This is a genomic window from Bacillus sp. FJAT-45037 (genome assembly GCF_002797325.1).
GTDB lineage: Bacteria > Bacillota > Bacilli > Bacillales > Bacillaceae_D > Alkalihalophilus.
Window position 1 is genome coordinate 2,910,697 of record NZ_KZ454938.1, and the last position, 13,923, is coordinate 2,924,619.

12 protein-coding genes are annotated in these 13,923 nt (G+C 40.2%); 2 read left to right on the forward strand and 10 right to left on the reverse strand.

Translation table 11 applies throughout. From position 1 onward, the window contains the following. Positions 1-108: 108 nt before the first annotated feature. Together pdxK and rarD are read left to right on the forward strand one after the other, a co-directional pair. Entirely contained in the window at positions 109-912 is an 804-nt protein-coding gene (gene pdxK, locus CDZ88_RS14720) for a pyridoxine/pyridoxal/pyridoxamine kinase (protein WP_100374262.1), read from the forward strand. 62 nt (positions 913-974) lie between these two features. Beyond that, positions 975-1,916: an EamA family transporter RarD gene (rarD, locus tag CDZ88_RS14725; RefSeq protein ID WP_100374263.1), complete on the forward strand. Its 942-nt coding sequence runs from the start codon at positions 975-977 to the stop codon at positions 1,914-1,916. A 38-nt stretch (positions 1,917-1,954) separates the two neighbouring features. Here rarD and phnE read toward each other — a convergent pair whose 3' ends face one another. From phnE to CDZ88_RS14775, 10 genes are all read right to left on the reverse strand, one after another. After that, positions 1,955-2,764: a phosphonate ABC transporter, permease protein PhnE gene (phnE, locus tag CDZ88_RS14730; RefSeq protein ID WP_232718670.1), complete on the reverse strand. Its 810-nt coding sequence runs from the start codon at positions 2,762-2,764 to the stop codon at positions 1,955-1,957. Then, entirely contained in the window at positions 2,761-3,549 is a 789-nt protein-coding gene (phnC, locus tag CDZ88_RS14735; RefSeq protein WP_100374264.1) for a phosphonate ABC transporter ATP-binding protein, read from the reverse strand. The genes phnE and phnC overlap by 4 nt, the downstream gene beginning before the upstream one ends. A gap of 18 nt (positions 3,550-3,567) precedes the next feature. Continuing rightward, the gene (locus CDZ88_RS14740) at positions 3,568-4,491 is read right to left on the reverse strand and encodes a phosphate/phosphite/phosphonate ABC transporter substrate-binding protein (protein ID WP_100374265.1); all 924 of its coding nucleotides are present in this window, start codon (positions 4,489-4,491) and stop codon (positions 3,568-3,570) included. 216 nt (positions 4,492-4,707) lie between these two features. Then, on the reverse strand, positions 4,708-6,069 hold the full coding sequence (gene glnA, locus CDZ88_RS14745; RefSeq protein ID WP_100374266.1) for a type I glutamate--ammonia ligase: 1,362 nt from the start codon (positions 6,067-6,069) through the stop codon (positions 4,708-4,710). A gap of 302 nt (positions 6,070-6,371) precedes the next feature. Continuing rightward, positions 6,372-6,824 carry a DinB family protein gene (locus CDZ88_RS14750; protein ID WP_100374267.1) on the reverse strand — a complete coding sequence of 151 codons (453 nt, stop codon included), beginning with the start codon at positions 6,822-6,824 and terminating at the stop codon, positions 6,372-6,374. Positions 6,825-6,826: 2 nt separating this feature from the next. Continuing rightward, positions 6,827-7,735, reverse strand: coding sequence for an NAD(P)-dependent oxidoreductase (locus tag CDZ88_RS14755; protein WP_100374719.1), 909 nt, complete (start codon positions 7,733-7,735; stop codon positions 6,827-6,829). 162 nt (positions 7,736-7,897) lie between these two features. Then, positions 7,898-9,409, reverse strand: a complete 1,512-nt coding sequence (locus tag CDZ88_RS14760; RefSeq protein ID WP_100374268.1) for a degradosome RNA helicase CshA — start codon at positions 9,407-9,409, stop codon at positions 7,898-7,900. Between the two features lie 388 nt (positions 9,410-9,797). Further along, positions 9,798-11,459, reverse strand: coding sequence for a glycoside hydrolase family 13 protein (locus tag CDZ88_RS14765; RefSeq protein WP_100374269.1), 1,662 nt, complete (start codon positions 11,457-11,459; stop codon positions 9,798-9,800). A gap of 867 nt (positions 11,460-12,326) precedes the next feature. Beyond that, positions 12,327-13,292, reverse strand: coding sequence for an alpha/beta fold hydrolase (locus CDZ88_RS14770; protein ID WP_100374270.1), 966 nt, complete (start codon positions 13,290-13,292; stop codon positions 12,327-12,329). Between the two features lies 1 nt (position 13,293). Beyond that, the gene (locus CDZ88_RS14775) at positions 13,294-13,719 is read right to left on the reverse strand and encodes a hypothetical protein (RefSeq protein ID WP_100374271.1); all 426 of its coding nucleotides are present in this window, start codon (positions 13,717-13,719) and stop codon (positions 13,294-13,296) included. Positions 13,720-13,923: the final 204 nt, after the last annotated feature.

Here is a 13,923-nt window from a genome sequence, read left to right on the forward strand (position 1 = left end):
TGGTTTAAAACTTCAGATGAAACATCTAGTTTTACTCTTTAGTGTAATCAAGTATAATAGGGGAACTTATGCGCATGATTGGTTTATTAGAAAAGGAGTGTCACATCTATGACAATGAAGAAAACATTAACTATTGCAGGTTCAGATACAAGTGGGGGAGCCGGTCTACAAGCTGACCTCAAAACCTTTCAAGAATTAGGGGTTTATGGGATGAACGCCTTAACGGTAGTCGTCGCTCAAGATCCTCATAACCACTGGAATCATGAGGTCTTCCCTCAGAATGTCGATCATCTTGAAAAACAACTGGAAACGATCTTAGCCGGAATCGGTGTTGAGGCCGCTAAAACAGGTATGCTTGGATCAACAGAGATCATTGAACTCGTTGCTAAAAAAGTCGATCAATACAATGTAACAAACTTGGTTGTTGACCCCGTGATGGTGTGTAAAGGAGCAGATGAGGCTCTAAATCCAGAGACGGACGCATGTTTACGGGATGTCCTTGTTCCAAAAGCCTTGGTCGTTACCCCAAATTTATTCGAAGCTGCTCAATTAAGCGGTCTTGGTACGATTACAACCATTGAAGAAATGAAAGAAGCAGCTGCAGCGATTTATAAGCTCGGAGCAAAACATGTGGTTGTTAAAGGCGGAAGTAAACTAGCTCATGACAAAGCTGTTGACGTCTATTTTGATGGCGAAGAGTTCACTCTTTTAGAATCGGATAAAATCGATACAACCTTCACTCATGGAGCAGGTTGTACATTTGCCGCTGCCATTACGGCAGAACTAGCAAAAGGAAGCTCTGTTAAAAATGCCATCCATACAGCAAAAGATTTTGTTAATATAGCGATTCAACATTCGTTCCGTTTAAATCAATATGTTGGACCGTTAAAGCATATCGCTAATAGAAAATAATCCACTGTGTAGGCCTGACAACCATATCAGGCCTACTACTTTGTATGAAAGGCTGTGAATTGATGAACCAATCGGAACAACGAATTGGCGTTCTCGCTGCTATATTTGCTTATTTACTGTGGGGATTTCTTCCACTCTATTGGAAACAACTTGAACACATTAGTCCAGGTGAGGTGCTTGCTTACCGTATTATTTGGTCGCTTGTTTTCATGCTAATAATCTTAGCTGTCCGCCAGCAGTTAGGGCATTTTATTCAAGAAATTCGTCGGTTATTTTCAAACAAAAAACAAGTAACTGGCATGATTTTCGCCTCGATCTTTATCTCAATGAATTGGTTTGTTTTTATTTGGGCTGTAACGAGCGAACGTATGGTTGAGGCTAGTCTCGGCTATTATATCAATCCTCTTATTAATGTGTTACTTGCGATGATTTTTCTTGGAGAACGCTTTAACAAGTGGCAAGGCACTTCCATTATCCTTGCGTTAATTGGGGTATCAATTATGACTTTATACTACGGCGTCATTCCCTATGCTGCCTTTCTACTCGCCATTACGTTTGGTCTATACGGATTATTGAAAAAGCTTGTGAATGTCGGGGCTCTCATAGGTCTAACAATTGAGACACTCTTCATGGCACCTTTTGCTCTTATATACGTAATGATTTTTCATTCACCTACTAGTAATCTAGCAAATTATACATTCGATACTTGGGCTTTTTTAATCGGGGCCGGAGCAGCAACTGCGATTCCACTCCTCTTATTTTCAGTTAGTGCGAAGCGAATCTCGCTCTCGCTCATTGGCTTCTTACAATATATCGGTCCGACTTTAATGCTCATTCTCGGAGTGTTTTTATACAATGAGCCATTTAGTCAGATCCAACTCATCGCTTTTGTTTTAATTTGGCTCGGATTATTTATTTTCACTACTTCAAAAACACCACTATTTTACAAGTTTACTTCAAGATATACCATCGCTAGCCATATCAAAGAAAAAGAATTTAAATAAATAGCCCACTAGTTGCAGAGGCACCTAGTGGGCTTTAGTTAAATGACTTTCTTTCTAATTGCAGTAGATATTTGTTCAACCGTGATAACAACTGCAAGAATAAGTAGTATAATCATAAGCGCTTCATCAAAACGTCTTAAAGTCATAGACGTAGATAACTCCACTCCTATTCCTCCAGCTCCAACCAGTCCTAAAACTACTGCTGATCGGATTGCCTTTTCTACGCTATAAAGACTCGTGCCTACAAAGGAAGGAAAACCGAGAGGAATAATAGATCCCGAGATAATACCCAGCTTAGAAGCTCCTGTCGATTCAAGTGCTTCCGACGGTCCTTTATCAATTTCTTCTATTCTTTCTGAGAAGAAGCGCGCACAGAACCCAATCGTATCCACAACAATGGTTAAAATCCCAGCTAGTGGTCCTAAACCTACAGAAATAACAAAAATCAGGGCCCAAATTAGATCTGGAATCGTTCGTAAGGTTGAGACAATCCCTCTTGTCCCATAACATACTATAGGGTGTATTGTTGTATTCCTTGACGCAAGTAAAGCAATTGGCAAACTAAGAATGACACCAATAACGGTACCTACTAATGCTATTTGAAACGTTTCATACATCGCCATAGAAACTGCAGACAATCTAGACGGATCAGGTGGGAACGCACTTTGTATAAAAGTAAACATATTTCCTGAACCGTTTATTAACCGACTGATCGTTACATCCCCTTGCTGCAATCCAGCAATAAACAAAGAGAAAAAGACTACCCAACCAACCCAAGCAAGTATTGATGGTCTCTTAAATCGAGAAGGCATTTGTTCGTTAAACTTTTTAATCTTCACCTCTCTCATGAGTTCACCACCTTACTGATCTCTTCATCAGAGATGGTAGGATCATGTTCATAAAGGTCTTCAAGTTGTTGACGATTTATTTCGTCTACAGGAGCATCAATAACTTTATCACCCTTCTTTAGTGCAATAATTCTCTCACCAAATTCCATGGCTATATCCATCTGGTGAAGAATGGCAATGATAGTTAAGTTTCGCTCTCTTGTTATACTCCATAAAAGTTCCATGACTTCACGACCCGCTTTCGGATCAAGGCTAGCAATAGGTTCATCAGCAAGAACAATCTCCGGTTTCTGCATAAGCATTCTAGCAATAGCAACACGTTGTTGTTGTCCACCAGATAGTTGATCCGCTCTCCTTTTTGCTAGATGAGATAGTCCGACTCGATCTAAGCACTCCATTGCTTCTAATCGTAATTCTTTTGATGCAAACGGAGCGAACGTCTGCATCGAGAAGTTAGTCTGTCCCAATGCGCCAAACAACACATTCTGATGTACGCTAAGATTAGGTATCAAATGAAAATGCTGGAACACCATGCCAATTCTTTTACGTAATGGTCGTAATTTACGTTTTGACAGTTTAGTAGCTTCTTGATCATTAAAATAAATTTGCCCGTCAGTAGGTTTCTCAAATTGACTAATGCAACGGAAAAGGGTCGACTTACCTGACCCATTGTGTCCAAGTAATACAACCCCTTCCCCTGCTTTTACATCAAAATTAATTCCTTTTAATGCCTCAGTACCATCAGGAAAGGTCTTTGAAATATTTTTTACGGATAAAGATAGCATACAAACAAAATTCCCCTCTTATTCTAACTCTAATCCCAGAACACGATAAGCTTCACGCATTGAATCATAGTCTGCGTCATCCGCCTCAACAAATAATGCTTCCATATATTTATCGTTCTCACCAGTCACCGTGATACTTTCGATAATCTGTTGTTGGTTATCTAAAATGGCTTTTTGGATGGCTTCGACAAAGTCTTTTGGAAGCTCTGGACCTGCTACAAATACATCATTTGGAAGTGGTGGTCCCTCTTCTAATAGACGATATTTTCCTTCACCATCTTCTTCTACTATTTGGTAATAATCTTTAATCCCTGTTGCAAGTACATCTACCTCATGGTTTTTAAATGCCTCAATGCGCGCACCGTCTAGTAACTGGATATTTACATCTCGATCTAAGTCAAAGCCTGCTTCTATTAGTATTTGACTTGGTCCAATATGACCACTAGTTGACCCTGCATCTTTCATTGCTATATTAGTTCCTTTAATATCTTCTAACGTTTCATATTCACTGTCTTCATGAACAATTATGGCTGCACTATATTCAGAACGTTCGATTCCAACAATTGGTTCAGCACCAGGTACTACAGATTTAATTTGGGCATATTCAGAAGGCCCAGCGAGTAACATATCAACTTGATCAAATTCAAGAGCAGTCGCTCCAACCACACGATTTGTAACAGCAAAGAATTCAATCTCGACATCTAATACTTCTTCTAGTGCATCTTTAAAAGGACCAAACTCACGCTGCAATTCTTCCATACCTTCTACTCCAGTATCTGCAAATCTTATCTTATCAGGCCAGTCAGATTGTTCATCTGCCGCGGGCTCCGTCGTTTCATTTCCTACTTCAACCTCTGTACTTGCTTCTTCTTCCGTTCCACAAGCTACAAGTGAGATACTTAATGCACAACCTACTAGCAACCTAAAAATGTTTCGTTTCATGTTGTTATTCCCCCGTTTTTTTACTTATTCATAATGATTATTGCGTGTTTTTTACACTTATAACGTTAACGCACAATTGTTAAGGCTAGGTTAATCTGATTTAAAGAAATGTAAAGGGGGGAATAAAGTATCCTTCACAATGCCTTACCTACAATCACCCTAGTTTATAAAATTTAAAAAGCGTTGAACCAAAATAGTTCAACGCTTCCCTACTTATTAAAATTTCGCTTGATAAGCTGACACTTCCCAATCTGATACCGTCGTGCGGAAATCATCCCACTCGCCACGTTTTAACTCAATGTATTCTTTGAAAGCATGTTCACCTAATGTATTACGACCAAGCTTTCCACTTTCAAAGAAGTCTAATGCCGATTCGAGATTCGATGGTAAATTTTGAATGCCTCGTTCAAAGCATTCTTGACGTGTCATGCTAAAGATATCATCATTCACAGCCAGTGGCGCGATCAGCTCTCGTTCAACTCCGTCAAGCCCAGCTGATGCAACAACCGCAAATGCAAAGTATGGGTTTGCCGATGGATCAGGGCAACGAATTTCAACACGTGTTCCTGCTCCACGAGTCGCCGGAATACGAATGAGTGCTGAACGATTTGATGCCGACCATGCGATATAACAAGGTGCTTCGTACCCTGGAACCAAACGCTTGTATGAGTTCACAAGCGGATTTGTGACAGCGACGAAATCCTTGACATTATCGAGTAAGCCTGCGATAAATTGGTATGCAATTTCTGAAAGGCCAAGCTCATCCCTTTCATCATAGAATGCATTCTTCTGTTCTTCGAGATGGAATAGTGAGATGTTTGTGTGCATGCCACTTCCATTAGCTCCTGCTAAAGGCTTCGGCATAAATGTTGCGTGCAAACCATGTTGCCCCGCTACCGTTTTAACAACCCACTTATACGTCGTCGCTGCATCAGCTGCCCCTAATACGTCTGCATATTTAAAGTTAATCTCGTGTTGTCCGATCGCTACTTCATGGTGAGAAGCTTCGATGGTAAAGCCCATTTTCTTTAATGCTTTATAAATCGCCAAACGAACTTTTTCTCCGTTATCTTTCGGCGATGGTTCAAAGTATCCACCAACATCTTGTGTTTTCAAGGTCGGTTGACCATCTGCATCTGTTTCAAATAAGAAAAACTCTAGCTCAGGACCAACATTAATCGAGTAGCCTTTATCCTCAGCTCGTTTCACTGTTTCTTTTAACACATTTCTCGGGTCGCCTTGAAAATCCGACCCACCAGGCTTTTTTACACTGCATAGAAATCTCGCTTCTGAGTACCCCTCTTCTTCCGTCCAAGGTAGCACTGCAAATGTCGTTAAATCTGGAGATAAATAAAGATCTGAATGGTTGATCGGTGTGAACCCTGTAATCGATGAACCATCAAACATGACCTCTCCGTTTGCAGCCTGATCTAGTTGCTCAGCTGTAATCGTCACATGCTTTAACGTTCCTTCAATATCAACAAACTGCATATGAAGCAGTTCTACATTTTTTGTTTCTATAACTCCGCGAATCTCTTCTAATTGACTCTCTCTTGTCGTTACTGATACAGTTTCCATCCCCATCCACGTCCTTTTTCATAAAGTGTTTTCTCTGTTTTTTTATACTTTATGATAAAGAGTGAATTTTCGCAATACTCATGTCAGATAATCTAACATAGAATATCAGCTTACATCACATGAACAAAAAAAGGAGCTAGAGGAAATCTCTAGCTCAAAAGAAAAAGGGTTAAGGGGGTAGTTCAATAAAACATTTGCTTAATGGGTCACCTTTACTTTACCCATTTCAACAAGGTATGACAATAGCTTCTCCCCACTCTTCATAAGATCTCAACAGTCTTCACTTTCTCTTTACAAAAGACTTATTTCGACAACCTCATTAATATACCAATCGTGTTCAAGTGCATCGCTTCATGAGCGGATGCAAACATGGCCAAATCACCAATCGTAGGCAGATTAAAGACAGTGGCAGCTGGTTCTTCGCTAAGGCGCCCACTTATGACACTTTCAAGCTTTGTAAGCTGACCTTCGAGCTCGGCTGTGATCTCTTCCATTGACGGTACAGCATCGTCCCATTCAGCAGGACTAGTTCCTTTATCAAAGTAACGATCATACCCTTCTGGATAACTCGGTTCTAGTCCAAGCATTTGCACAGTCAGTCTATCTTGGATAACTAGAATATGGCCTGCATTCCAACGAATATTATTATTAAATCCATCAGGAATTTTATCTACTTGAGCATTATCCACCAATTTTAATGTCTTCAACGTAAATCTACGCCACGTATGCAACTGTCTAAAAACCTCTTTTTCCATAGTTATTCCTCCTCGTAGTAGTTCTCTTCACTCATCACTTCTTCATACAGGGCAATTAACGCTTGCGTGCCATCATTTTCTCTTCCTTGCTCCATCAACACATCATACATTTCCTTTGCTAGGGAAAGCCCTGGCGTTTCTAAGCCGAGCTCTTTGGCAGATTCGAGGGCAATCGTCATGTCTTTGACAAAATGTTTAATATAAAACCCCGGAGCATAATCTTCGTTGATCATCCTTGGAGCTAGATGACTAAGCGACCAACTACCAGCAGCCCCGTTCCCGATGCTTTGTAACACTCGGTTCGGATCAAGCCCTGCTTTTTTGGCATAACTAATTGCTTCACAAACGCCAATCATATTAGAGGCAATCGCTATTTGGTTCACCATCTTCGTGTATTGACCCATTCCAGCCGTACCTTGTAACACAACATTTTGTCCCATCGATTCAAAGATAGGCAACACACGCTGATAACTTTCCTCTTCCCCACCAACCATAATTGTTAAACGCGCCTCTTTCGCTCCTACGTCGCCACCAGATACTGGTGCATCTAACACAGCGACATCTTTCTCTACACCAACTGCGGCTAACCTTCCCGCTAATTCAGGACTTGACGTTGACATATCGATTAAGACCGTACCAGGAAAAGAAGATTCTATGAGTCCCGCTTCCGCTAGATACACCTCTTCTACTTCATGTGGAAATCCTAAAATCGTAATCACAACATCCGACTGTCTAGCCACTTCTTTGATCGAGTCACACCAACGAACACCTTCATCTAGCAAGTCTTGTGCCTTTTCTTTCGTTCTTGTAAATACATTCAATGTATAGCCAGCCTTATGTAGGTTTCGCGCCATACTTTTCCCCATTACACCAAGACCAATAAATCCAACATTTAAATCAGTGAAACTCATTCCTAACACACCAACCTCTCTTCATTCTATTTCTCTCTTTTTTTGCATTATCCTTTTAAATTCACTAAATTTATAATTTCCGGATCCAAAGAAGGAACAAAAATAATATTATATCCAGCAAAAAAGCCACCCTCGTTATGAGAATGGCTTTGATCTATCGTATTAAGCTTGTTTTGATTTACTACGGTATTGACCACCAGAACGGCTACCTTGGCTACTTGCACCACGGTTACGATCATCTTTGCGGAATGTTCCACCTGGACGACGACGATCACCTTTACGGTCATCACGACGGGGTCCACCACCGCTACTACGGTACGGCTTGCCGCCACCTTGTGAACGATGCTTTTTAGCACGCAATGGTGCTTCACCAGTTAACTTCACTTCTGTCGTATCAGGCTCTTTTGTAAGGAGCTTTAACGCAGCAGCAAGTGCTGTTGTCGCATCTGTTTCTTGAAGAAGTTCTTTTGCAATCGCACGATAGGCATCAGACTTATCTTCTGTGATTAATGTACGAAGTTGTTCAATCGCAAGACCTTGTTGACCTTTGATTGCTTCTTCGTATGAAGGAACTTCTTTACGAACCATTTTTTTCTTTGATACATTTTCAATTGCTTTAATATGATCTTTCTCTCTTGGTGTTGCGAATGTCACAGCTACACCTGATTTACCTGCACGACCTGTACGTCCAATACGGTGAACATAGCTCTCAGGATCTTGTGGTAAGTCAAAGTTGTATACATGCGTTACTCCGCTGATGTCTAATCCACGAGCTGCTACATCTGTTGCAACTAGAACGTCGATCATACCACCTTTAAATTTACGTAATACACTATCACGTTTTGCTTGATTTAAGTCACCATGAATACCTTCAGCACGGAAACCACGTTTTGAAAGGGCTTCAGCAAGCTCATCAACACGACGCTTCGTACGACCGAATACGATCGCAAGCTCTGGTCCGTGAATATCCATAAAACGACATAATGTATCAAACTTTTGACGCTCATTCACTTCTACATAAAGTTGCTCAATGTTTTCCATTGTAACTTCTGTTGATTTTACAGCAATTAACTTAGGCTCATTCATGAACTTTTGAGCAAGCTTTTCAATACGTTTAGGCATTGTTGCTGAGAATAGAAGTGTTTGACGCTCTTTTGGTACTTCACTTAAGATTGTTTCGATATCTTCAATGAAGCCCATGTTTAGCATTTCATCTGCCTCATCAAGCACAACTGTCTCAACTTGTGCTAGACGAATCGTTTTACGACGCATATGGTCCATTAAACGACCTGGTGTCGCTACGACAACATGTGGTTTGTTTTTCAAGTCACGGATTTGCTTACGCATATCTTGACCGCCGTAAACCGTCACGGTACGAACGCCTTTGAATTTACCAAATGCGAATAAAGACTCTGCAACTTGGTTTGCAAGTTCGCGAGTTGGTGCAAGAATTAGTGCTTGCACGTGGTCTTTATTAATGTCAATACGATGAATTAATGGTAAACCAAACGCACCAGTTTTACCTGTTCCAGTTTGTGCTTGACCAATAATATCTTTACCTTCTAATGCTGTTGGGATTGTTGCTTCTTGGATTGGTGTTGCATCCTCAAATCCTAATTGTGTTACTGCTCGAACGACTTGATCGTTCAAACCAAAATCATAAAAAGTTGCCAAATCAAAAATCTCCTTTATATTAACTGATTTTAGCGCCTTGTGAGCCGCGACACTGAAAGATGTCACAAAAAGAGTCAAAAATAAACTCTCCCGGCTCCCATAAGCCTAACATCTTCTCAATTAGCTATTTTATACGTACGTAGAAAGACCATACCCCACAACGATCGGAATATGGTCGTTATAAACAATGCTATGTGTCGCCTATTCCTAAAAGGTCGGCGCAAATTTCTTTTTGAAATACAAGTTTAATCATAGCACGTTCAACAAATAAAAGCAAACACAAAAACCAAAAGATGGATGAATACCACGGACCAGTCTAGATAAAACTTAGATAAATAAATAAAAGCAGCTCCCACATTTCTCGGGAGCCGTGTCTTACTTATCATTCTTATACTAAACGATACATTCTCGCTTCATACGGACGAAGCGCTGTTAATGTGCCTTCTTCTTTGTAGTTAGTTAGAAGAAGCTTGGAACCAGCCTTCACGTCTACAGTAGAAAGATCGACTTCTGCAACGGTATCAAACATATTGACGACAACGAGTACTTTCTCAGGTTCTAACGTGCGTGTGTATGCATAGACTTGCTCATCACTTTCTAACACTAGATCATATTGGCCATAAACCAAGGCATCCGAGGATTTACGTAGCTTAATCATCTCTTTATAATAATTCAAAATCGAGTCTTTTTCATTTTCTTGTCTTGCTACATTAATATCAACAAAGTTAGGGTTTACGCCCAGCCAAGTACTTTCGGATGTTGAAAACCCAGCATTTATTGAAGCATCCCACTGCATCGGTGTACGTGAGTTATCACGGCCTTGCTCCCAAATGATTTGCATAATCTTATCATGTGAACGGCCTTTAGCTGTTTCAATACGATAGTAGTTCTGCATCGACACATCATCATACTCTTCAATTGTTTCAAATCGTACATTCGTCATTCCGATTTCTTGACCTTGGTAGATAAACGGTGTTCCTTGCATAAAGAAGAACATTGTCCCTAGCGCCTTGGCGCTTTCCAACCAATATTCTTTGTCATTGCCCCATGTTGATACACTGCGGGGTTGATCATGATTTTCTAGGAATAAGGCATTCCAGCCACGACTCTCGAGACCCTTTTGCCATTTCGTTAACGTTGTTTTTAAAGAAAGCAAATCAAGCGTACCACCAGTTTCTTTGCCCCATAAGCCCAAGTGCTCAAATTGGAAGATCATATTGAATGCGCCGTTCTCTTCTCCAACCCATCCATCTGCTTGATCAAGCTTTACACCGTTGGCTTCACCAACTGTCATCACGTCGAACTTAGCTAGTGTTTCTTCCTTCATTTCTTGTAAAAACTTATGAATACCCGGACGATTCATATGCCCTTCAAAAGATGGTACGTAATCAAGGCTTTTGGGATTCGGAAGATCAACTAGCCCATCAATCTTCTTAATATGAGAAATTGCATCGACACGGAAACCGTCAATCCCTTTGTCCATCCACCAGTTCATCATGTCGTATAACGCTGTGCGGACTTCATCATTCTCCCAATTTAAATCTGGTTGTTTCGTCGAGAAGATATGCATATAGTATTGCTTTGTCACTTCATCATACTCCCAAGCCGGTCCATTAAAGATCGACTCCCAGTTGTTTGGCTCGCTTCCATCTTCACTTGGATCGCGCCAGATATACCAATCGCGCTTTGGATTATTTTTAGATGAACGCGACTCGACAAACCACGGATGCTCATCTGATGTATGGTTAATGACCAAGTCAATGATTAATTTCATCCCACGACTATGGACTTCTTTTAGTAATTGATCGAAATCAGCCATATTGCCGAAGTCATCCATAATATCTTGATAATCACTAATATCGTATCCGTTATCATCATTTGGAGAGCGATACATCGGACAAATCCAAATGACATCGATGCCCAAACTTTTAATATAATCGAGCTTCTTAATCATTCCTTGTAAGTCACCAATTCCGTCACCATTCGAGTCCATAAAACTTCTCGGATACACTTGATACGCAACTGCTTCTTTCCACCATTGCTTCTTCATAATCTCATCCTCCACCTTACCTAATATAGAAATAAACCGTTTTCATTATTTGATACCAGAAATAGAGATGCACAAAGTCACCATTAGCATTCCCCATCACTCTATAAGTAAACTCACCCAATAGACAAACGTTTGCACGTCGTCTTTGCCTAACTATTATAAAACGAAAAATAAAAAGATACAATGCTTTCCTTTCAAATGACTAATGACTGTCCCCTCTTTTTTTAACCATTCACTTTCCTCAGCATTGTTTTCACCTTAATAAAACATTAAAACCGAATGGCTATAAGCGTTTTACTCTTCCCTTCGACAAAAGAATTAGTCTTTTGCAGATAAACGCTTGCATAAGAAAAAACTTTTTCTAAAAGACAAATGCGCAAACGTTTGCCTTATTTGTTGTACTCAACCCTTTTAAAAACACATTCTGAAAACGATTTACTTGAAAATGACCAATTGGAAGTCTCGAAGGCTTGTCCACGAGGAAGTATTAATTAATCAGACACCGATCCGATCCACTTCTTTTCATGCCACTTAGGCTGGTGGGCAGATGCTGATGAGCCTGCAAAAAATCAAATTGAGCAGTTGATTAGTCATTCACCGAGAACAAAAGTAGCATCCTCTCGCGTCGTGTTTAACGGAGAGAACCGTCCAGTTGTTTCGGATCACTACGGTGTGGAGGTTACTATAATTTAAGTTAAGAAGAGACTGGGACATAAAGAAGTCTTTAACTGAGAATCTGAACAAGGCACAAAATTAGCGGAGTATATTTCAAGAGCGTCTTCATCGCACCCACTATTATTTGCTCGGATTCTTGTTAGTTAAATCACTTTCGTCTCAATCTCTCCTTTTAAATATGCCACCAGTGGTTCATCGCTCTATCTTTTCTGATCTTTCATTTAACCACTCACTTAAAAATTCTGGTACTTCGCCTTTTAATGCCAAGCTAATATGACCACCTTTGACTCGCTTGTACGTTTTATCCACACTTCCTACTAACTCCATCAAAGGCTTTGTTAAATTCTCTGGAACAATGAGATCCGCAGTTGTCGATACAACGAGGAGATTGGTTGCTAGCTTTCTTATATCTACTTTCTCCCCATCGATATAAAGTTTGTTTAGTATGAGCTTATTTTCTTTCCCTAACTCATTAATCAATTGTTTTAAGGCAGCTCCTGAAAACGGCACATGGCCGTCCACCCATTCGCGTACAAGCTTTTTCTTCTGTGAAGGCTCTTCATCCTTCTTAGATGACAGCAGGGAAAAGAGTTTATCAAAGGTAAACACCGATGTAACCGAACGCATGCCCATCTCTACTACCTTTGCAGGAATAACTCCATATTCGTCTATTACTTCATCAAAGTTGGTGTCTCCTTTTCTTAATGCTTCTACCCAATTTGGTAGAAAAGGAGGATCAGTAAAATCGAGCGGTGGCGCAAACAACACCAAGTTTTTTATCGGCTCTTTCGCAAGCGCAGCATAGATTAGTGCCAGTGTTCCCCCAAGGCAGTACCCTATCACACTTAGCTCATCAGCTTTAGAGTCCTGCAACGCTTTTTGAGCAGCTTTTTTTATATATTTCACAATGTAATCATCGAGTGTAATATTATCATCCTCGTATCCTGGTCTACCAAAATCAAGCAAATATACATCATAGCCCTCTTTATTGAAAGCTTCAATCATGCTCATACCTGGAGCTAAATCTAGAATATACGCTTGATTTAATAAGGAATAGACAAGAAATAATGGTGTATTGTATTTTTTATTATTGGCTGGATAATACCACAGAATCGCTTTATTCCTCTTCCAAACAGCCCGACGAGATGTTTGTCCCATATTACTCCCACTCCTGCACAATCATTTTCTGAAGATCGTACAGAAAATGGCGAGGGTCTGTTACATGGGGGTTAACCATCAGTAAGGGGGAAGAAGCATCCATATTTTTCATTCGTTTAGAGTTATTGCAGGAAGATTGTCGAATCATTTGAACTTGCTCATCTAGCGCGTCAATTTTCTCTTCTAGTTGAATGATGAGTTTAGCGATCCTTGCCACATCATCCTTTGTCGGTATATTCAATTGTTGTGTAATAAACTCTGAATACTCTCGTAGTTTTTTTAGTGAATCTACATGCTCGTTCATAAAATCATTGATATCTCTTATACTCTCAGGGTTGTTCAGCCATTGCTGTACCTGGTCATTTAGCTCTCGCTCTAACTTCTTCCCTGCACCCACGATAAATTTCCGATCTAATTTTTTCTTCATAATACCTAGGTCTCCTTATCATCTATTTTTTTCATATTATTTGGCTTCACAATTCGCCTTTAATACTATACACAGGGTTTGTACATTCTGTTCCAAAATCGAGCAAGAGCCTTGATACCCTAGTCAACTCCTAGACTAGTTCATTAATATCGCCATTGCTCCGCTCCCATACCTTTCAAATCTCCTAATCCTACATATTCTAAA

Coding starts and splice junctions, on each gene's coding strand:
- pdxK (WP_100374262.1), top strand. CDS start 109: ATGACAATGAAGAAAACATTAACTATTGCAGGTTCAGATACAAGTGGG.
- rarD (WP_100374263.1), top strand. CDS start 975: ATGAACCAATCGGAACAACGAATTGGCGTTCTCGCTGCTATATTTGCT.
- phnE (WP_232718670.1), bottom strand. CDS start 2,764: ATGAGAGAGGTGAAGATTAAAAAGTTTAACGAACAAATGCCTTCTCGA.
- phnC (WP_100374264.1), bottom strand. CDS start 3,549: ATGCTATCTTTATCCGTAAAAAATATTTCAAAGACCTTTCCTGATGGT.
- CDZ88_RS14740 (WP_100374265.1), bottom strand. CDS start 4,491: ATGAAACGAAACATTTTTAGGTTGCTAGTAGGTTGTGCATTAAGTATC.
- glnA (WP_100374266.1), bottom strand. CDS start 6,069: ATGGAAACTGTATCAGTAACGACAAGAGAGAGTCAATTAGAAGAGATT.
- CDZ88_RS14750 (WP_100374267.1), bottom strand. CDS start 6,824: ATGGAAAAAGAGGTTTTTAGACAGTTGCATACGTGGCGTAGATTTACG.
- CDZ88_RS14755 (WP_100374719.1), bottom strand. CDS start 7,735: ATGAGTTTCACTGATTTAAATGTTGGATTTATTGGTCTTGGTGTAATG.
- CDZ88_RS14765 (WP_100374269.1), bottom strand. CDS start 11,459: ATGAAGAAGCAATGGTGGAAAGAAGCAGTTGCGTATCAAGTGTATCCG.
- CDZ88_RS14770 (WP_100374270.1), bottom strand. CDS start 13,292: ATGGGACAAACATCTCGTCGGGCTGTTTGGAAGAGGAATAAAGCGATT.
- CDZ88_RS14775 (WP_100374271.1), bottom strand. CDS start 13,719: ATGAAGAAAAAATTAGATCGGAAATTTATCGTGGGTGCAGGGAAGAAG.